Consider the following 26,958-nt stretch of genomic DNA (forward strand, 5'->3'; position numbering starts at 1 on the left):
AGCCTGCGATTTCCGCCACTTATAAAAATCCTGACAAATCAGTCGCATACCACCTAAGGAGTAGGCGAAGACGTATTTGATTTGCATCAATAAGCGCCTCTGCTGAATCGTTAAGGTAGGCAATAATAGAAAAGAAATCGAGGCAATAATGAGCAAAGTCAGACTCGCTATCATCGGTAACGGCATGGTCGGCCACCGCTTTATTGAGGATCTTCTGGATAAGGCCGATGCTGAGCAGTTCGATATTACCGTGTTCTGTGAAGAACCCCGCAAGGCGTACGACCGTGTGCACCTGTCTTCCTACTTCTCCCATCATACCGCCGAAGAGCTCTCTCTGGTGCGCGAAGGTTTCTACGAGAAGCATGGCGTAAAAGTGCTGGTGGGCGAACGCGCTATCACCATCAACCGTCAGGAAAAAGTGATCCACTCCAGCGCCGGGCGTACGGTTTTTTACGACAAGCTGATCATGGCGACGGGCTCCTATCCGTGGATCCCGCCGATCAAAGGCTCGGAAACTCAGGATTGCTTCGTCTACCGTACCATTGAAGACCTCAACGCCATCGAATCCTGCGCCCGTCGAAGCCGTCGCGGCGCGGTTGTCGGCGGCGGTCTGCTGGGCCTGGAAGCGGCAGGCGCGCTGAAAAACCTCGGCGTTGAAACCCACGTCATCGAATTTGCCCCGATGCTGATGGCCGAACAGCTGGACCACATGGGCGGCGACCAGCTTCGTCGTAAAATCGAAAGCATGGGCGTGAAGGTTCACACCAGCAAGAACACCAAAGAGATCGTGCAGGAAGGGACTGAAGCGCGCAAAACCATGCGCTTTGCCGACGGCAGTGAGCTGGAAGTGGACTTCATCGTCTTCTCCACCGGTATTCGTCCGCGCGACAAGCTGGCGACCCAGTGCGGTCTGGCCGTGGCGCAGCGCGGCGGGATCATGATCAACGACGCTTGCCAGACCTCCGATCCGGATATCTACGCGATTGGCGAATGCGCCAGCTGGAACAACCGCGTATACGGCCTGGTGGCGCCGGGCTACAAAATGGCGCAGGTCGCCGTGGACCATATCCTCGGCAGCGAAAACGCGTTTACCGGTGCAGACATGAGCGCCAAGCTGAAGCTGCTGGGCGTGGACGTGGGCGGAATTGGCGATGCGCATGGCCGCACCCCAAATTCCCGCAGCTATGTTTATCTCGACGAAAGCAAAGAAGTCTACAAACGCCTCATCGTCAGCCAGGACAATAAAACCCTGCTCGGTGCGGTGCTGGTGGGCGACACCAGCGACTTCGGCAACCTGCTCCAGCTGGTGCTGAACGCCATCGAACTGCCGGAAAACCCGGACGCGCTGATCCTCCCGGCGCACGCGTCCAGCGGCAAGCCGTCTATCGGCGTGGATAAACTGCCGGACAGCGCGCAGATTTGCTCCTGCTTCGACGTCACCAAAGGCATGCTGATCTCCGCCATCAACAAAGGTTGCCACACCGTGGCGGCCCTGAAAGCCGAAACCAAAGCCGGGACCGGCTGCGGCGGCTGTATTCCGCTGGTCACTCAGGTGCTGAACGCCGAGCTGGCGAAACAGGGCATCGAAGTGAACAACAACCTGTGCGAGCACTTCGCGTATTCTCGCCAGGAGCTGTACCACCTGATCCGCGTGGAGGGCATTAAGTCCTTCGACGAACTGCTGGCGAAGCACGGCCAGGGCTACGGCTGCGAAGTGTGTAAACCGACCGTCGGCTCCCTGCTGGCCTCCTGCTGGAACGAGTACGTGCTTAAACCCGAGCATACGCCGCTGCAGGAGACCAACGACAACTTCCTGGCCAACATCCAGAAAGACGGTACCTACTCCGTTATTCCACGTTCCGCTGGGGGCGAAATCACGCCGGAAGGGCTGGTTGCCGTGGGCCGTATTGCGCGTGAATTTAACCTCTACACCAAAATCACCGGCTCCCAGCGTATCGGCCTGTTTGGCGCGCAGAAGGACGACCTGCCGGAAATCTGGCGTCAGCTGATTGAAGCGGGCTTCGAAACCGGCCACGCGTACGCCAAAGCGCTGCGTATGGCAAAAACCTGCGTGGGGAGCACCTGGTGCCGCTACGGCGTCGGCGACAGCGTGGGCTTCGGCGTGGAGCTGGAAAACCGCTACAAAGGCATCCGCACCCCGCACAAAATGAAGTTTGGCGTCTCCGGCTGTACCCGCGAATGTGCGGAAGCGCAGGGTAAAGACGTGGGTATCATCGCCACCGAGAAAGGCTGGAACCTGTACGTCTGCGGCAACGGCGGGATGAAGCCACGCCACGCGGACCTGCTGGCGGCGGATCTCGATAGCGACACGCTGATTCAGTATCTCGACCGCTTCATGATGTTCTACATCCGCACCGCCGATAAGCTGACCCGTACCGCTTCCTGGCTCGATAACCTGGAAGGCGGCATTGACTACCTGAAATCGGTGATCATCGACGACAAGCTGGGCCTGAACGAACATCTGGAAGCCGAGATGGCGCGCCTTCGCGAGGCGGTGATCTGCGAGTGGACGGAAACCGTCAACACCCCGGCGGCGCAGACGCGCTTCAAACACTTTATCAACAGCACCCAGCGCGACCCGAACGTACAGGTTGTGCCGGAGCGTGAACAGCATCGTCCGGCGACACCGTATGAGCGTATTCCGGTGACGCTGGTGGAGGAAAACGCATGAGCCAGTGGATAAACATTTGCGATATTAACGACATCATTCCCGCCACCGGCGTGTGCGCGCTGCTGGGCCAAGAACAGGTCGCGATTTTCCGCCCTCGCCACGATGAACAGGTTTTTGCCATCAGCAATATCGACCCGTTCTTCGAGGCCAGCGTGCTCTCCCGCGGCTTGATTGCCGAGCATCAGGGGGAGCTGTGGGTCGCCAGTCCGCTGAAAAAGCAGCGTTTCCGCTTAAGCGACGGGTACTGCATGGAAGATGAGAGTCATTCAGTGAAGCACTATGACGTTCGCGTGAAGGACGGCAAGGTGCAGCTGAAAGGCTAATCCCCCGTCTTTTCAATACGAAAAGCTTATGACCCCTATGGGTAACGGCAGGAAAAACCGTATGTTTTGTACGATTCCTGCTGTTATCCTGACGTCAATTCTTACCCCCTCCATGAATGCTGCGAGGTAACGTCGTGGATCACCTGCCGATTTTTTGTCAATTACGCAACCGCGACTGCCTGCTCGTGGGCGGCGGCGACGTGGCTGAACGCAAAGCGCGCCTGCTGTTAGAGGCTGGCGCCCGACTGACCGTCAACGCCCTTGCCTTTGCCCCACAGTTTGAGGTCTGGGCCCAGGAAGGGATTCTCACGCTGGAACAGGGAGAGTTTGATGAATCCCTGCTGGATACCTGCTGGCTGACGATTGCCGCAACGGATGATGATGAAGTGAACCAGCGCATCAGCGACGCCTGCGAAGCGCGCCGAATCTTCTGCAACGTGGTGGATGCGCCGAAAGAGGCCAGCTTTATCATGCCGTCGATTATCGACCGCTCGCCGCTGATGATTGCGGTATCGTCCGGCGGACGCTCGCCGGTTCTCGCCCGCCTGCTGCGGGAAAAACTGGAGGCCCTGTTGCCCCAGCATCTTGGTCAGATTGCCCATTACGCCGGGCAGCTCCGCTCCCGCGTGAAGCAAACCTTTTCCACCGTGGGCGAGCGTCGTCGCTTCTGGGAAAAATTCTTTGTGAACGACAGGCTGGCGCAGTCGCTGGCCAATCAGGACACCAAAGCCGTTGAAGAGACAACCGAACAGCTCCTGAGCGAGCCGCTGGACCATCGCGGCGAAGTGGTGCTGGTGGGCGCAGGCCCCGGCGATGCGGGCTTGCTGACGCTGAAAGGGCTACAGCAGATCCAGCAGGCCGATACCGTGGTTTACGATCGCCTGGTCTCCGATGACATCATGAACCTGGTACGCCGCGATGCCGACCGCGTATTCGTTGGAAAACGGGCGGGCTATCACTGCGTGCCGCAGGAGGAGATTAACCAGATCCTGCTGCGCGAGGCGCAGAAAGGTAAGCGCGTGGTGCGCCTTAAGGGTGGCGATCCGTTTATCTTTGGTCGCGGCGGCGAGGAGCTGGAAACCCTGTGTGACGCGGGCATTCCGTTCTCCGTGGTGCCGGGCATTACGGCGGCATCCGGCTGCTCAGCTTACTCTGGCATTCCGCTGACCCACCGCGACTATGCCCAGAGCGTGCGTCTGGTGACGGGCCATATGAAAACCGGCAGCGAGCTGGACTGGCATAACCTGGCCGGGGAAAAGCAGACGCTGGTCTTCTATATGGGGCTGAACCAGGCCGCGACGATTCAGGCGAAGCTGCTGGAGCACGGCATGGAGGCTGATATGCCGGTTGCGCTGGTGGAAAACGGTACGTCCATCAAGCAACGCGTAGTGGATGGTGTACTGACGCAGCTCGGTGAACTGGCTCAGCAGGTCGAAAGCCCGGCGCTGATTGTGGTGGGTCGCGTGGTTGAACTGCGCGATAAGCTGAACTGGTTCTCAAATCACTAACGCATATTCTTCCTTTGCGGAGTAGTCCTTATGCGGACTACTCCCCTCTTACCGCTGTCGATAACATACCGCCCCGAAGTGGAATTTCTCCCTTTATTCCCTTGAGTTACATCCAACTTTCGTTTTTAAGACAAGGAATGCGTATGTTCAAACTGGCAAAAGCCGCCGTTCTGGTTGGCCTGTTATCGACTCTGACTGCCTGTACCGGTCATGTACAGAACACCAAAAATAACTGCAGCTACGATTACCTGCTGCACCCGGCGATCTCCATTTCGAAGATCATCGGCGGTTGCGGCCCGGTGGCGCAGCAGTAAGCGATTTTCAGGCGTAAAAAAACCGGGGCTTTCCCGGTTTTTTTGTTTAGGGAAGTGCGGTCTGATGCCCTCACCCTGACCCTCTCCCACAGGGAGAGGGAACAAACCCTAAAAACGGTAACGTAGTTACCGTTTTGCTTTTACCTACGGTTTACCCACAAACCCAATCGCTTCGTACACCGCTTTCAGGGTTTCGGACGCACGCGCGCTGGCTTTTTCCGCGCCCTCTTTCATCACCTTCTGCAGGAAAGCTTCGTCGTTACGGTAACGGTGATAACGCTCCTGAAGCTCGGTCAGCATGCCGGAAACGGCGTCTGCCACTTCACCTTTCAGGTGGCCGTACATCTTGCCTTCGAAGTGTTTTTCCAGTTCAGGAATGCTCTGGCCAGTCACGCCGGAGAGGATATCCAGCAGGTTGGAAACGCCCGCTTTGTTCTGCACGTCGTAGCGCACCACAGGCGGCTCGTCGGAGTCGGTGACCGCGCGCTTGAGCTTTTTGACGACGGATTTCGGATCTTCCAGCAGGCCGATAACGTTGTTGCGGTTATCGTCAGACTTGGACATCTTCTTGGTCGGCTCCAGCAGCGACATCACGCGCGCGCCGGACTTCGGAATAAACGGCTCTGGCACTTTGAACACATCGCCGTAAATCGCGTTAAAGCGCTGGGCGATATCGCGGCTCAGCTCCAGGTGCTGCTTCTGGTCTTCACCCACCGGCACCTGGTTGGTTTGATACAGCAGGATGTCCGCCGCCATCAGCACCGGATAGTCGAACAGACCGGCGTTGATGTTTTCAGAGTAGCGTGCGGATTTATCCTTGAACTGCGTCATGCGGCTCAGCTCGCCGAAATAGGTGTAGCAGTTCAGCGCCCAGCCCAGCTGCGCGTGCTCCGGCACGTGAGACTGAACGAAAATGGTGCTCTTCTCAGGATCGATGCCGCAGGCCAGGTACAGCGCCAGGGTGTCCAGGGTGGCTTTACGCAGCTTCTCAGGATCCTGACGCGCGGTAATCGCATGGAGATCGACGATGCAGTAAATGCAATGGTACTCATCCTGCATGCTGACCCACTGACGTAACGCACCCATGTAGTTACCAATGGTCAATTCACCTGAAGGCTGTGCGCCACTAAAAACGATGGGCTTAGTCATTATTCAATTCCTGATGTTCACTGTGCGAAAGCCCGAGTGCGGGCAACAAATCTTTGAAGTGGTCGAAAACCACATCCGGCTCACTTAGCGTGATGGCCTCACCGTAGTTGTAGCCATAGGTTAATCCGACGGAAGGACATCCTGCCGCCCGGGCAGCCAGAATATCATTGCGCGAATCCCCGACAAAGAGCAGCTCCGCAGGGGTTAAGGATAATTTTCCTGCCACCAGCAACAGCGGTTCCGGATGCGGCTTTTTGTTCTGCACGTCGTCGCCGCCCACAATCACGGAGAAATACTTCGCGATATCGAGCGCTTCCAGCAGAGGCGCAACGAACGGCGTCGGTTTGTTGGTCACCAGCCCCAGCGGGATGCCCTTCGCGTGCAGCGCGCTCAGCGTTTCCTGAACGTCCGGGAACAGGAAGCTGCCCTCCTCTACGGTCTCTTCGTAGAAACGATCGAACAGTTTGCGCAGAATCCGCAGCTGCTCATCCTTAGGGATGTCAGCATGGTCAACGCTCGGTTTACCCTGCGCGGAACGCTGTGACGCTCGCTCCTGACGCGCCCACGTCAACGCGCGCTCCATCAGAACATCGGCGCCGTTGCCAATCCACGTTACCACGCGCTCTTCACCCGCAACGGGGAGTTCAAGCGCGTACAGCGCCTGGTCTACGGCGCTCGTTAAGCCCGGCGCGCTGTCGACCAGCGTGCCGTCGAGGTCGAATGCCACCCCCCGAATTGCCTGCAATTTATCCATGACTTACCTTCGCCAGCTCACGGCGCATTTCATCAATGACTTTTTTGTAATCCGGCTGGTCGAAAATTGCCGAACCTGCAACGAACATATCCGCACCCGCTGCCGCAATTTCACCAATGTTATTCACTTTCACCCCGCCGTCCACTTCCAGACGAATATCGTAACCTGACTCATCAATACGACGGCGCACTTCACGCAGCTTATCCAGCGTGTGGGGGATAAACGACTGACCGCCGAAACCCGGGTTAACGGACATCAGCAGGATCACGTCCAGCTTGTCAATGACATAGTCGAGATAGCTCAGCGGCGTGGCCGGGTTAAACACCAGCCCCGCTTTACAGCCGTTCTCTTTGATCAGCTGCAGCGTGCGGTCTACGTGTTCAGAGGCTTCCGGATGGAAAGTGATGATGCTGGCACCCGCTGCGGCGAAGTCAGGCACGATGCGATCGACAGGCTTCACCATCAGGTGAACGTCGATCGGCGCGGTAATGCCATAGTTACGTAATGCCTTCAGCACCATTGGGCCAATGGTCAGATTCGGGACGTAGTGGTTGTCCATAACGTCGAAATGGACGACATCTGCGCCAGCCGCGAGAGCTTTGGCGGTGTCTTCACCCAGGCGGGCAAAATCGGCCGACAGAATTGAGGGAGCAATCAAAAACTGTTTCATCCGCTTCTCCTTGAAATGTGTTTACCGGCGGGCAAAACGGCTCAGGGGCGATAAAGAGCCAGAAGTTCGTCCACCTTTTTACGTGTGCCGCCGTTGCTGCTAATGCTACGCCGCACTTTGACCTGAAAATGCTTCGCGGCTTTGTACCATTCGCGCGTATCAGGCGTGTCGTGATTTGAAATTAACACCGGAATTCTTTTGCTGACCAGCTTTTCCGCCATCTCCGCCAGACGAGCCTGTTCGGCAGGGCTGAAGCTGTTGGTGTGATAAGCGGTGAAATTCGCCGTTGCAGACAGTGGTGCGTAAGGCGGGTCACAGTAAACCACCGAGTTTACGCCTGCCAGTTCCATACACTCTTCATAGGAGAGGCAATGAAACTCTGCGTTCTGCGCTTTTTCGGCAAAGTGGTACAGCTCGTCCTGCGGGAAATACGGGCGCTTATAGCGACCAAACGGCACGTTAAATTCCCCGCGCAGGTTATATCGGCACAGGCCGTTGTAACCATGTCGGTTGAGATAGAGGAACAGCAGCGCTCTGCGGAACGGATCCTGGCTCTGATTAAACTCAGTGCGGAACTGGTAGTAAACGTCCGGGTGATTATTCTCCGGCGTAAACAGTTTGCGCGCCTCTGCGACATACTCTTCGGTACGCAGCTTAACAATGTTATAGAGGCTGATAAGGTCGTTGTTGATATCCGCCAGGATATAACGAGAAAAATCGGTGTTGAGGAACACCGATCCCGCACCCACGAAAGGCTCGATTAGACACTCGCCTTTTGGCAGGTGCTTTTTAATATCATCGAGCAGGGGGTATTTCCCCCCTGCCCATTTCAGAAAAGCGCGATTTTTTTTCATGCTGACTAACTGATTACACCTTCTCCGGCTGTGGAGAAAGCTCCGACAGCATCCTGCGCTTTAAACATTACTTCAGATCGGCCTGAACCTGATGAATCGGCTTAGCCCACGGGTTTTTCGCCTGAACATCCGCTGGCAGTGCCGCAACGGCACGTTTCGCTTCATCTTTGGACGTATAAACACCGCTGACCAGCACATACCACGGTTGACCGTTACGGGTCGTCTGATAAACAACGTAGTTTTTCAGATTTGATTTCTTCGCCCAGCTGTTGAGGTTGTCATAGTTAGACGAACTGCTCAGCTGCAGCGTGTAGTTGCTGGATGGCGCAGACTTCAGCGAACCAACGTTACCTGCCGTTTTGCCTGCGGCGCTGCTGGAGGCTGTTGCCGTGGCTGCTGGAGCCGTTGCTGCAGGCGCAGCTGTGGCAGCCGGTGCCGTTGTGGTCGCCGTTGCTTTCGGCGCGGTCTGCGTGACTGGCGCTTTAGCAGGCTCGCTCACCGCAGCCGTTTCGGTGTGTTTCGGCTGTGCCGGTACGGCTTTCACTTCAGGCGCTTTGACGACTGCCTGAGGTTTGGTTTCACGCTTAGGCTCGATCACCGCCTGCTTACGTTCAGGACGCGTCGCAGTTTGCGTCTGGCGCGGTTTGGTTTCCGTCGCAGCCGTTTGTGGCTGAGCGTTACCACCGCGAATCGGGGCAACGGTTGCCGGCTCGGTTGGCAGCGTGGAGTTAACCACGACGTTATCAACCTGCTGCTGGTTCTGCGGCTGCGTCAGCGCATTGTTCAGATCTCCCTGAACTTCTACGCGCTGCTGGCCTTCAGGCGTGGCAGGTGCCTGACCCTGAGCAGGGGTTGAAGAAACGGGCGGCAGAGAAACATCCTGCGGCGCTGTGGTGTTACCTGCGGTCTGCTCTGCGGAAGTCGCACCCGGTGCAGGCTGTGCGCCATTCGCCTGATTGGTCGCATCGTTACCGGACAGGTTGATGCTCTTCTCAGCGGAAGCAGTTTGCTCGGTTGAGTTCGTTGACGGTGCTTTAAGCGCGGAGCCAATGCCGACAATCAGCAGCACAAGCACCAGAACGCCAAGGCCCATCATAATGTACTGGCGTGACGCCGGTTTAGGCGCAGCGGCTTTTTTACGTTTACGCGGGCGACGCTCTACAGGCTGTTCGTCCATTGAATCTTCTTCGGACTCATAATCCTCTTCTGCTCGCTCTTCGTGCGCGTTGCGGCTGCGCGAAGGGCGACGATCGTCTGCATCCAGATCAACATCGTCAAAGTTGATCTGCGGCTCGTTATCACGTTCTGAAGATTGACGAGAACGACCAGTACGACGATCGCTGGGATCGGGTTTCAGCTCGTCTTCTGGTTTGAATTCATCCATTTAACACCCCACTCAAAGGCTTATGCTAACGACTTTGCATTTCACCTGAAGCTAAACGACCACCGGCGACAGTGGCCTGACCTTTCTAGTTGTTACGCCTGCTGACAATCAGCGATAGCGCCAAGAACGACATCGTGCGGCACTCCGCCGCGCACTTCACTCTTCCCTATTGCAAGCGGGAGTACAAGACGCATCTCGCCTGCCAATACTTTTTTATCGCGCATCATGTGGGGTAAATACGCTTGCGCCGACATCTCCTGCGGTCCGGTCACCGGCAAACCTGCACGCTCAAGCAGCGCAATGATGCGTGCCGTCTCTTCCGGTGTGAACTGCCCGAGACGTTCTGAAGTGCGGGCAGCCATTACCATTCCGGCCGCGACGGCTTCACCGTGCAGCCAGTTACCGTAACCCATTTCGGCTTCAATCGCGTGACCAAACGTATGCCCAAGATTCAGTAAAGCACGTAAGCCCGTTTCACGCTCGTCTGCTGCAACAACTTCTGCTTTCAGCTCACAACAACGACGGATGCAGTATGCCAGTTTAGCCTCATCCAGACACAGCAGCGCATCCATATTCTCTTCAAGCCAGCTAAAGAACTCGCCATCCAGAATAATGCCGTATTTGATCACTTCCGCCAGACCAGAAGCCAGTTCGCGCTTCGGCAGGGTTTTCAGACAGTCGAGATCCACCACCACCGATGCGGGCTGGTAGAACGCGCCAATCATGTTTTTGCCGAGCGGATGGTTGACTGCCGTTTTGCCACCCACAGAGGAGTCGACCTGGGACAGCAACGTGGTCGGGATTTGAATAAAACGGACGCCACGTTGATAGCTTGCGGCCGCAAAGCCGGTCAGATCGCCCACAACACCGCCGCCCAGGGCAAGCAGTGTTGTATCGCGACCGTGCGGTTTTTGCAGCAATGCGGTAAAGACGGTATCCAGTACCGTCAGGCTTTTATACTGCTCGCCATCGGGGAGAATCACACTGTCGACTTTTACGCCCGCCTGCTCAAGCAGGTGGCGTACGCGGTCGAGATAAAGCGGAGCCAGCGTCTCATTGGTGACCAGCATCGCCTGATCACCCGCTTTCAGTGGTAAAAAGGAAGCTGGGTCGTTAAACAAACCAGCCGCGATGGTGATAGGGTAACTACGTTCCCCGAGAGTAACTGTAATCCTCTCCATGACGCGACATCCACCTTTAATGCTTTTACCCGCAGGCGAGTGTATATAAAGCCAGAATCAGTTGCTTTCCAGCATATGAATAATCTGGTTTGCAACCACTTTAGCGCTCTGGTCGTCAGTACGAATGGTCACGTCGGCAATCTCTTCATACAGCGGATTGCGTTCATCGGCCAACGCTTCCAGAACTTCGCGTGGTGGCGTTTCAACCTGCAGCAGCGGGCGCTTTTTATCGCGCTGCGTACGTGCCAGCTGTTTCTCGATGGTCGTCTCAAGATAGACCACTACGCCACGGGCGGAGAGACGGTTACGGGTTTCGCGAGATTTCACAGAACCGCCGCCTGTTGCCAGAACGATGCCCTGTTTTTCCGTGAGTTCGTTGATCACTTTTTCTTCTCGGTCACGGAAACCTTCTTCGCCTTCTACATCGAAAACCCAGCCCACATCAGCTCCGGTTCGTTTCTCAATCTCTTGATCAGAATCGTAAAATTCCATATTGAGTTGTTGAGCTAACTGACGCCCAATAGTGCTTTTGCCGGCACCCATAGGCCCAACCAGAAAGATATTGCGTTTCTCTGCCATTTTATCGGTACTACTAAGACTATTCGTTAATGGTAATCCCCGCTTCGCAGACACCCAGCGTAGCAGGACATGAACTGAAACCTCATATGCAATAGAGCGAGAGTCAGACTAAAAATTATCTCAATACTCCGGCTTGTTTGGCAACTGATTAAATCACCGCGTCGGGCGCATAAGGTAATAAGACGTAAGTCCAACTCAAATCGGTACTCCTTGTATGCTAATTCATGCCCCACGTCAAACATCTGCAACAAACTGAATGCAAAATCATTGCGGGGATCGTTACCCGTCAGCGAATACCGACCAGACGTGGCGTAATAAACACCACTAGCTCGCGCCGTTCATTATCCTTACCATCGTGGCGAAAAAGCTGTCCAAGCCAGGGGATTTTCCCCAGCCCCGGCACGCTGTCGCTGCCGGTTTTGTTCTTCTGCGAAAAAATTCCACCCAATGCCAGCGTTTCTCCACTTTTTACCTCCACCTGGGTTTCTATCTCCTGTTTGTCGATCGCCAGCGTTTCGCCGTCAGCCTGCTGCAGAACCTGTCCCGGCATATTTTCGCTGATGTGCAATTTCAGGCGCACGCGCCCTCCCGGTAACACCACCGGCGTGACCTCCATCCCTAATACCGCCTCCTTAAACTCAACGGAGGTGGCGCCGCTTTCACCGCTTGAGACCTGATACGGGATTTCACTCCCCTGCTTGATGCTGGCCGGCTGCATATGCGAGGCCAGCAGCCGCGGGCTGGCGATGATATCGACCTGCTGTTTTTGCTCCAGCGCAGAGAGCTCCAGATCCAGCAGCCGACCATTGATCCGTCCGATGTTAAAACCCACGTGGCTGGTGGCGCTGGCGACGGAAAGATCGCTGCCAAGCGTGGTGAGCTGGCCAACCTTGCCCGCGTCGGCGGCGTCGGCGAGATTCCACTTCACCCCCAGCTCACGCAGGCTTTTTTCATTAATGGTCACAATATGCGCCGCCAGCTCGACCTGTTCGACGGGAATATCCATCTGAGCGGCCCAGCGCTGCAGCGTCTCCACCACCGTCTGGTTATCCCGAATCAGCAGCCGGTTAGTGCGTTTGTCGAGAGACAAACTTCCCTTGGGGCTCAGGAATTTTTCCGCGGCTTTTTGCAGCTCTCCGGCATCGGCATAGGAAAAAGCGATACTGTGAGACACCAGCGGCGCATCAAGCTGTCGACGCGCTCGCTCCTGCTCTGAGCGCTCCTGCTGTTCACGCTGCCAGGCCGCTGTGTGCACGTAAAAAATGCCGCCTTCCTCTCGCAAAACGAGGCCAGCGCTGGTGACAACCGTCTGTAACGCTTGACGCCAGGGGACGCGCGTCAGGTTGAGCGAAAGCGTGCCGCCGACATCAGGCGATATCACCAGATTTCGGTTCTCCTGTGCAACCAGGCTCTGCAGCACCTGGACTACAGGCACGTCATCCACCACCAGCGTGACCGGTTTTGGCGCGGCGGCCCACAGCGGATGGCTGAACGCCAGCAGCCACAGCATTATCCGTAAATTCATTCTTATTCGTTCCTTCTCGTTGCCACGTCCATTTTCCTGGTTCACATGTGTCACCCACAATAACAACCAGTTCCGTTTCATTGATGGCTGTTATCGTCCAGCCAGCCGGGAAGCGCTCATGCGTTTTCAGGCGGTACCAGCGCTTTTGCCCATCCTGTAAAATGCCGATAGCCTGCTGCCCTCCCACCATGCCGCGATAGCGCCACTGCGCCAGCTCGCCAATGGCGCAGGGATCGTCCGGCGGGCGAAACGGATCGCGCATGCCGGTCAATAGCAGCGCTGAGCAAACCAGCAAATATCGCGCGCTATTTCGCATGTTCCAGCTCCAGCCGCAGGCGCAGCGCTGTACCTTGTGGTGCAATCGCGAAAGCGGCGATCTGCACATCCCGCTGCGCCAGCCGGGAAAAAAGCGCCGGGAGAGCCTGCCACTCCACCTCCAGCATCAGTTCCCCTCCGTTCTGCTGCGGCTTCCAGTGAACCAGCGTCGCGTTATCGTCCTGAAAATCGAGCGGGGAAAACGGCGTCAGCGCCAGTGCTTCCGTTGTTTCCGTAAGAAACGGCACCTTTCTGACGGCAGGCCATAACGCCGCGTTCGTCCTCGCGTCCTGAATCAGCTGTCGCTGTCGTTCAGCACACTGCCTGTCTAGCGGTCTGAGCAAGGTGCCCCACGCGGCCAGTCCTGCCAGGAAACTCCCCAGACACCAGAAAAGCACCCGATACCAGGGACGGCTTTCGCACCAGCGTTCTAACAGGGTATCCATGCGTTACCCCTCGCTTTTAAGATGGAGGGTGAACATCCAGCGCCCCTGGCTGTCCTGCCGAAGCTCACCCGCCGTTCCGGGCGTAAAACCCGCTATTTGGCCCAGCGCATCGCGCAGAGCAGACAGGGCTGGCAGGGTTATGGCATACCCGCTCAACATCAGAGCAGGAGGCTGATAGCGAAGCTCTGTCAGCCAGACCTGTGAAGGAGTGGCGCGGGAAAGGGATTCCAGCACCGGTTGCCATGCGCGTCGTTGAAGGGTCTGCGCTGGCTTCTGCGCCTGTGAGGCGAGTTTCTGCCGGGAGGCAAGCGCGTGCTGCACGGCCTGCGTTCCCGTCAGCTCCGTTTGCAGCGCGTGTAGCCTCATAAGAGGGTTTATCCGCAGGCAGAAAATGACCACGAACATTAACAGCACGGTGCCGACACACATTGCGCCCCAGAAACGCAGGCATCGCGCGCGCCGCTGCTGTCGCCAGGGCAGAAAGTTCATGATGCTCATCCGGGCACCTCGCTCATGGCCAGCGCCAGCGCAACGGTATAATCAGCGCCGCAGTCCGGTAGCGGGGCATGGCAGCGTTCCAGGATTTCCCACGGATCACGTCGGCTATCAAACAGCGCGATGTCATCCGAACCAAGCGCCAGCAGCGCCGACAGCTCAGCCACGTTTTCGGCTTCTGTGGTAAAGCGGCGTCCCCACTGGTGGCGCATCGCCCACAGCCACTGCCGATCGTCCCGCCAGGCGACGCACGTCGCTGGTGCCACCGCGGGAAGAAGATTCGCCAGCGCGCTGGCATCCGGCGTAATGGCCACCAGCCGCAAACGCAGCGTTTTCGCCAGCGCCAGTAGGGTGTCGATCTCGTTGTTTTGCGCGGCGGTCACGTGAAAGGTATTGCTGAAGGTATCCTGCGCGTAATCGAAACAGAGCGTATCGGCAGACATCTCCAGTTCGCGCGCGAGCGCCGCACCAAGCCATGAGAGCTGCTCGCTGTCGCGCAGCGCAACGGTCGGGCGGGGGAGCGTCCGTTGCAGAGTCCGTGCTGCCGGGAAAGAGAGGAATACACGGTGGTAGTGCGGCAGCGTTTTGCGCCAGTCGCGTAACGCATCAACCAGCTGTTCTGGCTGACAAATTTTGCCGTCACGAATGATGCCCTCGTCCAGAGGAATCGCCCACCAGCGGCGCAAGCACCAGCCCGACTTCTCCCGGGCCAGGGCGACTATCAGCGCCCTATCCTGTTGAATATGAACGCCCGTTTGCCATATTTTGAAAGCCATGCTTCACGATCTCCTTATCGCCCGTCGGGTTGACGGCTATATCAATGAATCAGGCTTGCCTTTATACTACCGCGCGATTGTTTAGAAACTGCCCAAGTGAAACCAAATGGGAAATCTCCGGTGAAGTTCGTAAAGTATTTATTCATCCTTGCAGTCTGTTGCATTCTGCTGGGAGCAGGCTCGATTTACGGTTTATACAAATATATTGAGCCACAGCTACCTGATGTCGCCACGCTTCGCGATGTGCGCCTCCAGATCCCGATGCAAGTCTATAGCGCCGATGGCGAGCTGATGGCGCAGTATGGCGAGAAGCGTCGTATACCGCTGACCTTAAACCAAATTCCACCCGTGATGGTGAAAGCCTTTATCGCCACGGAGGACAGCCGTTTTTACGAGCACCACGGTGTCGATCCGGTGGGGATTTTCCGTGCCGCGAGCATTGCGTTGTTCTCTGGTCACGCCTCTCAGGGGGCGAGTACCATTACGCAGCAGCTGGCGCGTAACTTCTTCCTCAGCCCTGAAAAGACGCTGATACGTAAGATCAAAGAGGTGTTCCTCGCGATCCGTATTGAGCAGCTGCTGAGCAAAGACGAAATCCTTGAGCTGTACCTCAACAAAATCTACCTGGGTTACCGCGCCTATGGCGTGGGGGCAGCCGCACAGGTGTACTTCGGTAAGCCCGTTGAGCAGCTCACCTTAAGCGAAATGGCAACCATTGCCGGTCTGCCGAAAGCGCCGTCCACGTTTAACCCGCTCTACTCGCTCGATCGCGCCACCGCGCGTCGTAACGTCGTCCTGTCACGTATGCTGAGCGAAGGCTACATCAGCCAGAGCGAGTACGACCAGGCGCGTAACGATGTTATTGACGCTAACTACCACGCCCCTGAAATCGCCTTCGCATCTCCTTACCTGACCGAAATGGTTCGCCAGGAGATGGTGAATCGCTATGGTGACAAGGCCTACGAAGATGGCTATCGCGTGTACACCACCGTCACCCGCAAGGTCCAGCAGGCGGCTCAGGAAGCGGTGCGGAACAACGTGATGGACTACGATATGCGTCACGGCTATCGCGGCCCGTCAAACGTGCTCTGGAAAGTGGGTGAAAGCGCGTGGGACAGCAAAAAAATTACCAGTACGCTGAAGGCGCTGCCAACCTATGGTCCGCTCCTTCCTGCCGTGGTGACGCAGGCCGATCCTCAGGAAGCCGTTGCGACGCTCGCGGACGGTACGTCCGTCTCCCTGCGTATGGACGGTATCCGCTGGGCGCGTCCTTACCGCTCGGATACGCTGCAGGGCGCAACGCCGCGTAAAGTGACCGATGCCGTCCAGACCGGACAGCAAATCTGGGTGCGCAAGGTAGGCGAATCCTGGTGGCTGGCACAGGTGCCGGACGTCAACTCGGCCCTGGTCTCTATCAATCCACAGAACGGTGCCATCCTGGCCCTGGTCGGCGGGTTTGATTTCAACCAGAGCAAATTTAACCGCGCCACCCAGGCGCTGCGTCAGGTCGGTTCCAATATCAAGCCGTTCCTTTACACGGCGGCGATGGATAAAGGCTTGACCCTCGCCAGCATCCTTAACGACGTGCCAATCTCCCGCTGGGATGCCGGTGCCGGTTCCGACTGGCAGCCAAAGAACTCCCCTGCGGAGTATGCCGGCCCAATTCGTCTCCGTCAGGGTCTGGGACAGTCGAAAAACGTGGTGATGGTGCGCGCCATGCGCGCGATGGGCGTCGACTATGCCGCAGAGTATCTGCAGCGCTTCGGTTTCCCGGCGCAGAACATCGTTCGCACCGAGTCGCTGGCGTTAGGCTCCGCCTCGTTTACGCCGCTTCAGGTCGCACGCGGGTACTCGGTGATGGCCAACGGCGGCTTCCTGATTGATCCGTACTTCATCAGCAAGATTGAAAACGATCAGGGCGGCGTGCTGTTCGAAGCGAAGCCGAAAATTGCCTGCCCTGACTGCGATATTCCGGTCATTTACGGCAATACGCCGAAATCCGAAGTCCTTGAGAATAAGGACATGGAAGACCCCGCCGTGTCTCAGGAGCAGCAGAACGGCGTCGTGCCGCAGCCGCAGCTCGAGCAGGCTAACCAGTCGCTGGTGGCACAGACCGGTGCGCCGGAGTATGCCCCGCATGTGATCAACACGCCGCTGTCGTTCCTGATCAAAAGCGCGCTGAACACCAACATCTTCGGTGAACCGGGCTGGCAGGGCACAGGCTGGCGCGCAGGGCGTGATTTGCAGCGCCATGATATCGGCGGTAAAACGGGGACAACCAACAGCTCGAAAGACGCGTGGTTCTCCGGCTACGGCCCGGGCGTGGTGACATCGGTCTGGATCGGTTTCGACGATCACCGCCGTGACTTAGGTCGTACAACGGCCTCCGGCGCGATTAAGGATCAGATTTCCGGCTACGAAGGCGGTGCGAAGAGCGCGCAGCCGGCCTGGGACGCCTACATGAAGTCCGTACTTGAAGGCGTGCCGGAGCAGCCGTTAACGCCACCGCCAGGCGTGGTGACGGTTAATATCGACCGCAGCACGGGCCAGCTCGCCAACGGCGGTAATAGTCGCGAAGAGTATTTCATCGAGGGCACGCAGCCAACCACGCAGGCGGTGCACGAGGTGGGGACAGAGATTATTGATAACGGCGAGACGCACGAGCTGTTCTGACAACAAAGCAAAACGGCAACCTCTGGTTGCCGTTTTTGTGTTTGCTCCCTCTCCCGTGGGAGAGGGTTGGGGCGAGGGCATCAGGCCACTACAGTCGCCCCTGCCCCTTCAACCATTCCCGGACCAGGAACAGCGCGCTCACGTTGCGAGCCTCATTAAAGTCAGGGTCTTCCAGCAGATCCATCAGGTGCGCTAGCGGCCAGCGAACCTGCGGCAGCGGCTCCGGCTCATCCCCTTCCAGCGATTCAGGATAGAGGTCTTCAGCCACCACGATATTCATTTTGCTGGAAAAATAGGACGGCGCCATGCTCAGCTTTTTCAGGAATGAAAGCTCATTCGCACCGAAGCCCACCTCTTCTTTCAGCTCGCGGTTTGCCGCTTCAAAGACGGTTTCACCCGGGTCGATAAGCCCTTTCGAGAACCCAAGCTCGTAAGATTCCGTTCCCACAGCGTATTCGCGGATCAAAATCAGATGATCGTCGACAATGGGAACAATCATCACCGCTTCGCGCGAAGAGGGGCGCATACGTTCATAAACGCGACGCACACCGTTGCTGAACTCCAGGTCCACACTTTCGACATTAAACAGGCGCGATTTGGCGACAGTTTCAACATTCAGAATGGTGGGTTTTTGTAGTGGTTTGCTCATCTTGATGGGTCTTAGCAGTGAGAACTGGCGTTATTGTGCGATATGCCGCACGGTTTCGGCAATGTCAATCGTTCTTTATTTACATTTATGCAACGTAACTGGGATCAATCCTCAATTCAAAACAAATGTCAAGAGGTTGAAATGTTTCCAGGAATTTGCTGATATCGCGCCATAACAGGCTTTGCTATCATCACCGGTCACTGGGATGCGCTTCAGAATGCTCAAGTTCGACTCCATACTTGCCGATAGCCAACCACAGACTCTCATTCAATGTAAAGGTGCTACTGACTACACCTGTAAGAAGATAAGTAAGATGGGGAAAGCATGAGCACCATTTTGATTGTTCTCGCTGCTATGCTGGCCGGCGCGTTGGTTGCAGGGTGGTTGTACAGGCGCCGCGTACAGCGCCGTTATCGTCTGCCCTTTTTAAATGCATTTGCGGGTGCGAGCACGCGTAAACTCACGCAAGACGAGCGCGATGCGGTTGAAAACTATCTCGAAATCCTGAACCGTACTCAGCTAACGCCTGGGCCAACGGGAGCCACCGCTGCGCCCGTCGCGCTCAAGCTTAATGCGCAAAGTGATACCGTGCTCTGCGTGACGCGCTCCATCACGCGCTATGGCATCACCACTGATGACCCCAACAAATGGCGCTATTACCTTGATTCCGTCGAAGTGCATCTGCCCCCGTCCTGGGAGCAGTACATTAATGACGAAAACAGCGTTGAGCTGATTCACACCGATTCATTGCCTCTGGTTATCACGCTTAACGGCCATACGCTGAATGAATACCTTCAGGAAGCCCCGCGTTTTGCGCTGGAACGCGCGAGTTCAACGCAGGCATCCATTCGTGGCGAAGAGACTGAGCAGATCGAACTGCTGAACATTCGCCAGGAGACGCATGAAGAGTACGCCCTGAGCCGCCCGGACGGCATCCGTGAAGCCATTCTGATCGTCGCGGCCTTCCTGCTCTTTTTTATCTGCCTGCTCACGCCGGATGTGTTTGTCCCCTGGCTGGCTGGCGGCGCGGTGCTGCTGCTGGCTGGTGGGCTTTGGGGTCTCTTTGCCCCCCCGGCCAAAACCTCGTTGCGAGAGATCCACTGCCTGCGCGGTACCCCAAAGCGCTGGGGCCTGTTCGGTGAAAACGATCAGGAACATCTCAACAATATTTCACTCGGTATTATCGACCTGATCTACCCGCGCCACTGGCAGCCGTGGATTGCGCAGGACCTAGGGCAGAAAACCGATATTGATATCTACCTTGACCGCCACGTTGTGCGTCAGGGGCGCTTTCTGTCTCTGCATGATGAAGTCAAAAACTTCCCGCTTCAGCACTGGCTGCGCAGCGCGGTCATTGCCGGCGGCGCCGCGCTGGTCTTAGTCATGCTGCTGCTTTTCGTGCCGCTGGATATGCCCATTAAATTCACCCTGTCGTGGATCAAAGGGGCGCAAACCATTGAAGCGACCAGCGTCAACAAACTGGATGAAGCCGGTGTACGCGTGGGGGACACGCTGCGCCTGAAGGGGACCGGGATGTGTAATATTCACACCCCGGGGGCGTGGAACACGCGTCAGAGCTCGCCGTTCATGCCGTTCGATTGTTCGCAAATTATCTGGAACGACGCGCCGCCGCTGCCGCTGCCTGAATCCGAAGTGGTGAACAAGGCCACGGCTCTCACCCAGACGGTGAACCGCCAGCTGCACCCGAAACCGGACGATGATTCGCGCGTCAGCCCCGCGCTGCGCTCGGCCATTCAGAAATCAGGCATGGTTCTGCTGGATGATTTTGGTGACATCGTCCTGAAAACACAGGATTTATGCTCCTCTCAGGATGAGTGCATACGCCTTAAAAACGCCCTGGTAAACCTGGGGAACAGCAAAGACTGGGACTCGCTGGTGAAACGCGCCGAAGCGGGACGACTGGATGGCGTTAATGTCCTGCTGCGTCCGGTGAGCGCTGAATCGCTGGATAACCTGGTCGCCACCTCGACGTCGCCGTTCATGATGCGCGAGACCACCCGTGCGGCTCAGGCGCTGAACAGCCCGGCGCCGGGCGGCTTTGTGATAGCAAGCGATGAAGGCAGCGACCTGGTCGATCAGCCCTATCCGCAGGTTGCGCTTTATGACTACCCGGCGCAGGAGCAGTGGAGCCAGTTCCAGCGCCTGGCGCAGATGCTGATGCAAACGCCGTTCAGCGCCGAAGGAATTGTCACGAGTATTTATACCGACGCCAACGGCACTCGCCATATCGGTCTGCACCGGATGCCGGATAGCGCAGGCTTGTGGCGTTATATCGGCACCTCACTGCTGATGACCGCGATGCTGATCGCCATTTTCTGGAACGGCTTTATGGCCCTGCGCCGCTACCAGCGCTCGCGCACCCGGCTTGCAGACATTCAGCAGTATTATGAAAACTGCCTCAATCCTAAGCTGATCCCCTCGTCTGAGAGCCTGATCTGATAACGTCGTTGCGCGGCAAGATGTGCTACCCTGTCGCGCACGTTTCTTCTGGCTGGAGTTCCCCCTTATGCATCTTGATATCGCCTGGCAGGAGGTAGATACCGTTCTGCTGGATATGGACGGTACGCTGCTCGATCTCGCCTTTGATAACTATTTCTGGCAAACGCTGGTTCCAGAAACCTATGGTGAGCAGCAGGGGATCTCCCCGGCAGAAGCGCAGGCATTCATTCGTTCGCAATATAGCGCGGTGCAACATACGCTAAACTGGTACTGTCTTGACTACTGGAGCGAGCGCCTCGGTTTGGATATTTGTGCCATGACCACCGCCCAGGGCCCGCGCGCCGTTCTGCGTGAGGATACCGTGCCCTTTCTGGATGCGCTGAAAGCAAGCGGTAAGCGCCGTATTTTGCTGACCAACGCGCATCCACATAATCTGGCGGTGAAGCTGGAGCATACCGGTCTGGCGTCGCACCTTGATTTATTACTTTCCACCCACACATTTGGTTATCCGAAAGAGGATCAGCGGTTGTGGCATGCGGTGAGGGAAGAGACGGGTTTGCAGCCAGAACGTACGTTGTTCATTGATGACAGCGAGCCCATTCTGGATTCCGCGGCAAGGTTTGGCATTCGCTACTGTCTGGGCGTGACCAATCCTGACTCTGGCCTGGCTGAAAAAAGCTATCTGCGCCACCCTGGACTGAACGACTATCGCCAGATGATCCCCTCACTGAACGTGAAGGAGACGCCATGAAAGAAAAACCCTCCGACGGGGTAAGACTGGATAAATGGCTGTGGGCGGCGCGTTTTTATAAAACACGCGCCCTTGCCCGCGAGATGGTTGACGGCGGAAAAGTGCATTACAACGGCCAGCGCAGCAAACCGAGCAAGCTGGTTGAGCTGAATGCCACCTTAACGCTGCGTCAGGGCAACGATGAACGTACTGTGGTGATTAAAGCCATTACCGAACAGCGTCGACCTGCAGCGGAAGCCGTACTGTTTTATGAAGAGACGGCGGAGAGCATTGAAAAGCGCGAGAAGACCGCGCTGGCGCGCAAAATGAACGCGCTGACGATGCCCCACCCGGACCGGCGACCGGATAAAAAAGAGCGCCGCGACCTGATGAAATTTAAACACGGTGAGACTGATTAACCTCACCCGCACGAGAGATGAAAATGGCCCAACACGACCAATTACACCGCTATCTGTTTGAACAATTCGCCGTGCGCGGCGAGCTGGTCACCGTATCCGAAACCTGGAAACAGATTCTGGAAAACCACAACTACCCGCTGCCGGTGAAGACCCTGTTGGGCGAACTGCTGGTTGCCACCAGCCTGCTGACGGCGACGCTGAAGTTTGCCGGTGATATCACCGTGCAGCTGCAGGGTGACGGCCCGATGACGCTGGCGGTGATCAACGGCAATAACCAGCAGCAGATGCGCGGCGTGGCGCGCGTTCAGGGCGACGTGCCTGAAAATGCGGACCTCAAAACGCTGGTGGGTAATGGCTACCTGGTGATCACCATCTCCCCTGAGGAAGGCGAGCGCTATCAGGGCGTGGTGGGTCTGGAAGGCGATACCCTGGCAGCCTGCCTGGAAGATTACTTCATGCGTTCTGAACAGCTGCCGACGCGTCTCTTCATCCGCACCGGTGAAGTGGACGGTCAGCCTGCTGCGGGCGGTATGCTGCTGCAGGTTCTGCCTGCGCAGGACGCACAGACCAATGACTTTGAGCACCTGGCGACGCTGACCGAAACCATCAAAGCGGAAGAGCTGTTCAACCTGTCGGCGACAGACGTGCTGTGGCGTCTGTATCACGAAGAAGAAGTGACGGTTTACGACCCGCAGGCGGTGGAATTTAAGTGCACCTGCTCACGCGAGCGCTGCGCTGGCGCACTGAAAACCCTGCCGGATGAAGAGATCGACAGCATCATGGCGGAAGACGGCGAAATCGATATGCACTGTGACTACTGCGGTACGCACTACGTGTTCAATTCGATGGATATCGCTGAGATCCGCAATAACGCCTCCCCGGCGGATCCACAGGTTCACTAATATCCCCATCCAGTTCCCTCTCCCTTTGGGAGAGGGTTAGGGTGAGGGCAAAAAACCCCGCTTAAGCTGAATCGCTTTCCCTATGTAACACTTACGTAATTTTCTTACGTGTATGCGATTACATTCACATTCTTTCCGATAAAATCACCACTCTTTAACCTTTTCGGAACATTTTCCCCAACCAAAAAGCGATTCCTGCGATAATCCGCCTGCGCTGTGACTGGAGTCGCAGCGTTTTCCGTTAGTAAGGGTTTTGTCCAGATGCGTAAATCTATGAGCCCCGTCGCGGTTAACAACCTCAGAAAAACCCTACAATTTCAGGCAGTACATATTGGCTAAGGAGCAGTGATATGCGTGTTACTGGTTTAACCCCGCAAGATCTCAAGGCTTATGGTATTCACGACGTCCAGGAAATCGTCTACAACCCCGACTACGATACGCTGTATCAGGAAGAGCTCAATCCAGCACTGGAAGGATACGAGCGTGGTGTGTTGACGAATCTTGGTGCTATCGCCGTCGATACCGGTATCTTTACCGGTCGTTCGCCGAAAGATAAGTATATCGTCCGAGACGAAACCACCCGCGATACGCTGTGGTGGGCTGACAAGGGCAAAGGGAAGAACGACAATAAACCGCTCTCTCCGGAAACCTGGCAGCACCTGAAAGGGCTCGTCACTCATCAACTTTCCGGCAAGCGTCTGTTCATTGTCGACGCTTTCTGCGGCGCAAACGCCGACACCCGTCTCTCCGTGCGTTTTATCACTGAAGTGGCCTGGCAGGCGCATTTCGTGAAAAACATGTTTATTCGTCCAACTGACGAAGAGCTGCAGGATTTCACCCCGGATTTCATCGTGATGAACGGTGCGAAATGCACTAATCCACAGTGGAAAGAGCAGGGTCTGAACTCCGAAAACTTTGTGGCCTTCAACCTGACCGAGCGTATCCAGCTGATCGGCGGAACCTGGTACGGCGGCGAAATGAAGAAAGGGATGTTCTCGGTCATGAACTACCTGCTGCCGCTGCGGGGCATCGCCTCCATGCACTGCTCGGCTAACGTCGGTGAAAAAGGCGACGTGGCGGTATTCTTCGGCCTGTCCGGCACCGGGAAAACCACCCTGTCCACCGATCCAAAACGTCGCCTGATTGGCGATGACGAACACGGCTGGGATGACGACGGGGTATTCAACTTTGAAGGCGGCTGCTACGCGAAGACCATTCGCCTGTCCGAAGAGGCCGAGCCGGATATCTTCCACGCGATCCGTCGCGATGCGCTGCTGGAAAACGTCACCGTGCGTGCCGACGGTTCCATCGACTTCGACGATGCGTCGAAAACGGAAAACACCCGCGTCTCTTACCCGATCTACCACATCGACAATATCGTGAAGCCGGTGTCAAAAGCGGGTCATGCCACGAAGGTCATTTTCCTGACGGCGGATGCGTTCGGCGTGCTGCCTCCGGTGTCTCGCCTGACGGCCAGCCAGACGCAGTACCACTTCCTCTCCGGCTTTACCGCCAAGCTGGCGGGTACCGAACGCGGCGTGACGGAGCCAACACCAACCTTCTCCGCCTGCTTCGGCGCGGCCTTCCTGTCGCTGCACCCGACGCAGTACGCTGAAGTGCTGGTGAAACGCATGCTGGCATCCGGCGCGCAGGCCTACCTGGTGAACACCGGCTGGAACGGTACCGGCAAACGTATCTCTATCAAAGATACCCGCGCGATTATCGACGCCATTCTGGATGGTTCTCTGGACGACGCCGAAACCTTTACGCTGCCGATGTTTGACCTGGCGATCCCAACGTCGCTGCCGGGTGTGGATACGCATATCCTCGACCCGCGCAACACGTACGGTTCTCCGGAGCAGTGGCGCGAGAAGGCGGAATCGCTGGCGAAGCTGTTTATTGAGAACTTCGAGAAGTATACCGATACCCCGGCGGGTGCTGCGCTGGTGAGCGCGGGACCTAAGCTGTAGTCCTTCTCCCTCTCCCTGTGGGAGAGGGCATCAGGCCGCAGAGGTCTTATGTTGTCGGGTGGCGGCTTCGCCTTACCCGACCTACAAAAAAGGGTGGCTAGCGCCACCCTTTTTTTAACCCTCTTTCACCTGCCCCCGCGTCACTGGTACCGGCAGCCAGGCGCGAATGCTCAACCCACCCCGCTCGCTGGTGCCAATCTCCAGCAGTCCGTTGTGGTTATCGATAATACGCTGAACAATCGCCAGGCCTAAGCCCGTGCCGCTGGTGCTGCGCGCGCTGTCGCCGCGCACAAACGGCTGGAACAGATGCTTACGCTGCTCGGGCTTGATGCCCGGACCGTCGTCTTCCACCTGGAACCAGGCGCGGTTGAGTTCAGACCCGCTGCTGACTTTAATCCAGCCATTGCCGTAGCGCGCCGCGTTGACCACCATGTTCGCCACTGCACGTTTGATGGAGAGCGGGTGCATGCGTACCTGGATCTCCCCCGCCTGAAGGTCGGTATCAATCTCGCGCTCGTAGCCGCTTTCCGCCGCCACCACCTCGCCCAGCACCGCGTTCAGATCCGCCATTTCCATCGGCATCTCCTGTCCGGTGCGCAGGTAGTCAATAAACTGCTCGATGATGGCGTTACACTCTTCGATGTCCTTATTGATGGACTCGGCAAGGTAACCGTCCTCTTCCCCCATCATCTCCGTCGCCAGACGAATACGCGTCAGCGGCGTGCGCAGGTCATGGCTGACGCCCGCCATCAGCAGCGTACGATCGTCCGCCAGCTGCTTCACGCCTGCCGCCATATGGTTAAACGCGCGCGTCACCGAACGGACTTCCGAGGCGCCATACTCGCGCAGCGGAGGTGGAATAATCCCTTTACCGACCTGCAGCGCAGCGTGCTCCAGGTCGACCAGCGGTCGGTTCTGTATACGGATAAATAGCCACGCGCCGCCTATCGCCAGCAGCATAATCGCCAGGGTGTAGCGGAACAGCGGCGAGAAGTCGCCCTGATGGATTTCGGTCAGCGGAACGCGCACCCAGATATTGGGTGACAGCCAGGTTTTCAGCCAGACAACGGGCGAGCTTTTGTTGACCTCAACGCGCACTTCCGTTGGGCCGCCCAGCTGCTGCGCCATCTGCTGGCTGAGGAATTCGTAGTGCTGCGCCCAGCGCAGGCCAGCGTCTTCCGCCGCTTCGTTGGAGTAGAGCGAAATGCCCAGCTCACGGTAGATTTCACGGCGAAACGCCGGGGGAACGACGAGCTGCGTGCCGTCCTCCAGCTGCAGTTTATCGGTCATCAGCATACGGACTTCGTAGGCCAGGACCTTATTAAACTGCTGGAGGCTCGGCAGGATCGCAAAGTTCAGCACCACCAGATAGGTCGTCACCAGGCTGACGAACAGCAGGGTGACGATCAGTAACAGGGTGCGGGCAAACGAGCTACGCGGCGAGAAGCGCATTCGCCTCATGCTTTAGAGCCGTCCGGGACGAACACGTAGCCCAGACCCCATACGGTCTGAATATAACGAGGATGCGCAGGATCTTCTTCCACCATGCGGCGCAGGCGGGAGATCTGCACGTCAATAGAGCGTTCCATTGCGGAGTATTCGCGACCGCGCGCCAGGTTCATCAGCTTGTCGCGGGAAAGCGGTTCACGCGGGTGGCTGACCAGCGCTTTCAGTACCGCAAACTCGCCGCTGGTGAGCGGCATTGGCTCGTCTTCACGGAACATCTCTCGCGTGCCGAGGTTCAGCTTGAATTTGCCGAAGGCGATGACGGCTTCTTCCTGAGACGGTGCGCCAGGCAGTTCGTTAGCCTGACGGCGGAGAACAGCGCGAATACGCGCCAGCAGTTCACGCGGGTTAAACGGTTTTGGAATGTAGTCGTCCGCGCCGATTTCGAGGCCCACGATACGGTCAACTTCTTCGCCCTTCGCCGTGACCATGATGATCGGCATCGGGTTACTCTGGCTGCGCAGACGGCGGCAAATAGAAAGCCCGTCTTCGCCGGGCAGCATCAGGTCGAGAACCATCAGGTGGAAAGATTCACGGGTCAGCAGACGGTCCATCTGCTCAGCGTTCGCGACGCTACGAACCTGGAAGCCCTGCTCGGTCAGATAACGTTCCAGCAGCGCGCGCAGGCGCATGTCGTCATCCACGACCAGAATTTTGTAGTTCTCTTGCATTGTGTGTACTCCC

25 protein-coding genes are annotated in these 26,958 nt (G+C 57.0%); 10 read left to right on the top strand and 15 right to left on the bottom strand.

The genetic code is table 11. The features are described from left to right. Positions 1-148 precede the first annotated feature (148 nt). The 4 genes from nirB to DFO52_RS19340 all read left to right on the top strand — a co-directional run bounded on the left by nirB (position 149) and on the right by DFO52_RS19340 (position 4,837). The gene (gene nirB, locus DFO52_RS19325) at positions 149-2,692 is read left to right on the top strand and encodes a nitrite reductase large subunit NirB (protein WP_133551008.1); all 2,544 of its coding nucleotides are present in this window, start codon (positions 149-151) and stop codon (positions 2,690-2,692) included. Then, complete coding sequence (nirD, locus tag DFO52_RS19330) at positions 2,689-3,015, top strand: nitrite reductase small subunit NirD (protein ID WP_133551009.1); 327 nt, start codon at positions 2,689-2,691, stop codon at positions 3,013-3,015. Before nirB ends, nirD begins: the two co-directional genes overlap by 4 nt. A gap of 134 nt (positions 3,016-3,149) precedes the next feature. Continuing rightward, a complete protein-coding gene (gene cysG, locus DFO52_RS19335; RefSeq protein ID WP_133551010.1) occupies positions 3,150-4,523 on the top strand; it encodes a siroheme synthase CysG in 1,374 nt (457 codons plus the stop codon). 143 nt (positions 4,524-4,666) lie between these two features. Next, complete coding sequence (locus tag DFO52_RS19340; RefSeq protein ID WP_133551011.1) at positions 4,667-4,837, top strand: YhfL family protein; 171 nt, start codon at positions 4,667-4,669, stop codon at positions 4,835-4,837. A gap of 144 nt (positions 4,838-4,981) precedes the next feature. Here DFO52_RS19340 and trpS read toward each other — a convergent pair whose 3' ends face one another. From trpS to DFO52_RS19405, 12 genes are all read right to left on the bottom strand, one after another. After that, positions 4,982-5,986: a tryptophan--tRNA ligase gene (gene trpS / locus DFO52_RS19345; RefSeq protein ID WP_047646834.1), complete on the bottom strand. Its 1,005-nt coding sequence runs from the start codon at positions 5,984-5,986 to the stop codon at positions 4,982-4,984. Further along, a complete protein-coding gene (gph, locus tag DFO52_RS19350) occupies positions 5,979-6,740 on the bottom strand; it encodes a phosphoglycolate phosphatase (RefSeq protein WP_024907924.1) in 762 nt (253 codons plus the stop codon). The genes trpS and gph overlap by 8 nt, the downstream gene beginning before the upstream one ends. Next, positions 6,733-7,410 carry a ribulose-phosphate 3-epimerase gene (gene rpe / locus DFO52_RS19355; protein WP_133551012.1) on the bottom strand — a complete coding sequence of 226 codons (678 nt, stop codon included), beginning with the start codon at positions 7,408-7,410 and terminating at the stop codon, positions 6,733-6,735. Before rpe ends, gph begins: the two co-directional genes overlap by 8 nt. A 41-nt stretch (positions 7,411-7,451) precedes the next feature. Beyond that, the gene (gene dam / locus DFO52_RS19360; protein WP_023309480.1) at positions 7,452-8,264 is read right to left on the bottom strand and encodes an adenine-specific DNA-methyltransferase; all 813 of its coding nucleotides are present in this window, start codon (positions 8,262-8,264) and stop codon (positions 7,452-7,454) included. A 67-nt stretch (positions 8,265-8,331) separates the two neighbouring features. Further along, complete coding sequence (gene damX / locus DFO52_RS19365; RefSeq protein ID WP_133551013.1) at positions 8,332-9,648, bottom strand: cell division protein DamX; 1,317 nt, start codon at positions 9,646-9,648, stop codon at positions 8,332-8,334. A gap of 92 nt (positions 9,649-9,740) precedes the next feature. Next, complete coding sequence (aroB, locus tag DFO52_RS19370) at positions 9,741-10,829, bottom strand: 3-dehydroquinate synthase (RefSeq protein WP_133551014.1); 1,089 nt, start codon at positions 10,827-10,829, stop codon at positions 9,741-9,743. 57 nt (positions 10,830-10,886) lie between these two features. Beyond that, positions 10,887-11,408, bottom strand: coding sequence for a shikimate kinase AroK (gene aroK / locus DFO52_RS19375; RefSeq protein ID WP_003861630.1), 522 nt, complete (start codon positions 11,406-11,408; stop codon positions 10,887-10,889). A gap of 286 nt (positions 11,409-11,694) precedes the next feature. Next, complete coding sequence (gene hofQ, locus DFO52_RS19385) at positions 11,695-12,918, bottom strand: DNA uptake porin HofQ (protein ID WP_240960576.1); 1,224 nt, start codon at positions 12,916-12,918, stop codon at positions 11,695-11,697. Next, positions 12,845-13,249, bottom strand: a complete 405-nt coding sequence (locus tag DFO52_RS19390; RefSeq protein ID WP_133551016.1) for a HofP DNA utilization family protein — start codon at positions 13,247-13,249, stop codon at positions 12,845-12,847. Before DFO52_RS19390 ends, hofQ begins: the two co-directional genes overlap by 74 nt. Beyond that, positions 13,239-13,694 carry a HofO gene (locus tag DFO52_RS19395; RefSeq protein ID WP_133551017.1) on the bottom strand — a complete coding sequence of 152 codons (456 nt, stop codon included), beginning with the start codon at positions 13,692-13,694 and terminating at the stop codon, positions 13,239-13,241. Before DFO52_RS19395 ends, DFO52_RS19390 begins: the two co-directional genes overlap by 11 nt. A 3-nt stretch (positions 13,695-13,697) precedes the next feature. Further along, positions 13,698-14,192, bottom strand: a complete 495-nt coding sequence (locus tag DFO52_RS19400; RefSeq protein WP_133551018.1) for a PilN domain-containing protein — start codon at positions 14,190-14,192, stop codon at positions 13,698-13,700. After that, positions 14,189-14,965, bottom strand: coding sequence for a DNA utilization protein HofM (locus DFO52_RS19405; RefSeq protein WP_133551019.1), 777 nt, complete (start codon positions 14,963-14,965; stop codon positions 14,189-14,191). The genes DFO52_RS19400 and DFO52_RS19405 overlap by 4 nt, the downstream gene beginning before the upstream one ends. A gap of 120 nt (positions 14,966-15,085) precedes the next feature. Between DFO52_RS19405 and mrcA the strand changes: the two genes are divergently transcribed. After that, positions 15,086-17,638: a peptidoglycan glycosyltransferase/peptidoglycan DD-transpeptidase MrcA gene (gene mrcA, locus DFO52_RS19410; protein WP_039263080.1), complete on the top strand. Its 2,553-nt coding sequence runs from the start codon at positions 15,086-15,088 to the stop codon at positions 17,636-17,638. Between the two features lie 88 nt (positions 17,639-17,726). Here the strand turns inward: mrcA and nudE are convergent, their stop codons facing one another. Then, positions 17,727-18,287: an ADP compounds hydrolase NudE gene (gene nudE / locus DFO52_RS19415; RefSeq protein ID WP_008503041.1), complete on the bottom strand. Its 561-nt coding sequence runs from the start codon at positions 18,285-18,287 to the stop codon at positions 17,727-17,729. A 324-nt stretch (positions 18,288-18,611) separates the two neighbouring features. Here nudE and DFO52_RS19425 point away from each other — a divergent pair, with 324 nt between their 5' ends. From DFO52_RS19425 to pckA, 5 genes are all read left to right on the top strand, one after another. Continuing rightward, complete coding sequence (locus tag DFO52_RS19425; RefSeq protein ID WP_133551020.1) at positions 18,612-20,747, top strand: intracellular growth attenuator family protein; 2,136 nt, start codon at positions 18,612-18,614, stop codon at positions 20,745-20,747. A 67-nt stretch (positions 20,748-20,814) separates the two neighbouring features. Beyond that, positions 20,815-21,498 carry a GMP/IMP nucleotidase gene (gene yrfG, locus DFO52_RS19430; protein ID WP_133551021.1) on the top strand — a complete coding sequence of 228 codons (684 nt, stop codon included), beginning with the start codon at positions 20,815-20,817 and terminating at the stop codon, positions 21,496-21,498. Further along, the gene (hslR, locus tag DFO52_RS19435; protein WP_133551022.1) at positions 21,495-21,896 is read left to right on the top strand and encodes a ribosome-associated heat shock protein Hsp15; all 402 of its coding nucleotides are present in this window, start codon (positions 21,495-21,497) and stop codon (positions 21,894-21,896) included. The genes yrfG and hslR overlap by 4 nt, the downstream gene beginning before the upstream one ends. Before the next feature lie 17 nt (positions 21,897-21,913). Then, positions 21,914-22,798 (top strand): Hsp33 family molecular chaperone HslO, encoded by an 885-nt coding sequence (gene hslO, locus DFO52_RS19440; RefSeq protein WP_162269339.1) that lies wholly within the window; start codon positions 21,914-21,916, stop codon positions 22,796-22,798. Between the two features lie 350 nt (positions 22,799-23,148). Then, positions 23,149-24,768, top strand: a complete 1,620-nt coding sequence (gene pckA / locus DFO52_RS19445) for a phosphoenolpyruvate carboxykinase (ATP) (RefSeq protein ID WP_121932677.1) — start codon at positions 23,149-23,151, stop codon at positions 24,766-24,768. 114 nt (positions 24,769-24,882) lie between these two features. Here the strand turns inward: pckA and envZ are convergent, their stop codons facing one another. Further along, the gene (envZ, locus tag DFO52_RS19450) at positions 24,883-26,229 is read right to left on the bottom strand and encodes a two-component system sensor histidine kinase EnvZ (RefSeq protein ID WP_010436407.1); all 1,347 of its coding nucleotides are present in this window, start codon (positions 26,227-26,229) and stop codon (positions 24,883-24,885) included. Beyond that, positions 26,226-26,945 (bottom strand): two-component system response regulator OmpR, encoded by a 720-nt coding sequence (gene ompR / locus DFO52_RS19455; protein WP_001157751.1) that lies wholly within the window; start codon positions 26,943-26,945, stop codon positions 26,226-26,228. Before ompR ends, envZ begins: the two co-directional genes overlap by 4 nt. Positions 26,946-26,958 lie beyond the last annotated feature (13 nt).

It is taken from the genome of Enterobacter sp. AG326, from assembly GCF_004362415.1.
GTDB lineage: Bacteria > Pseudomonadota > Gammaproteobacteria > Enterobacterales > Enterobacteriaceae > Enterobacter > Enterobacter asburiae.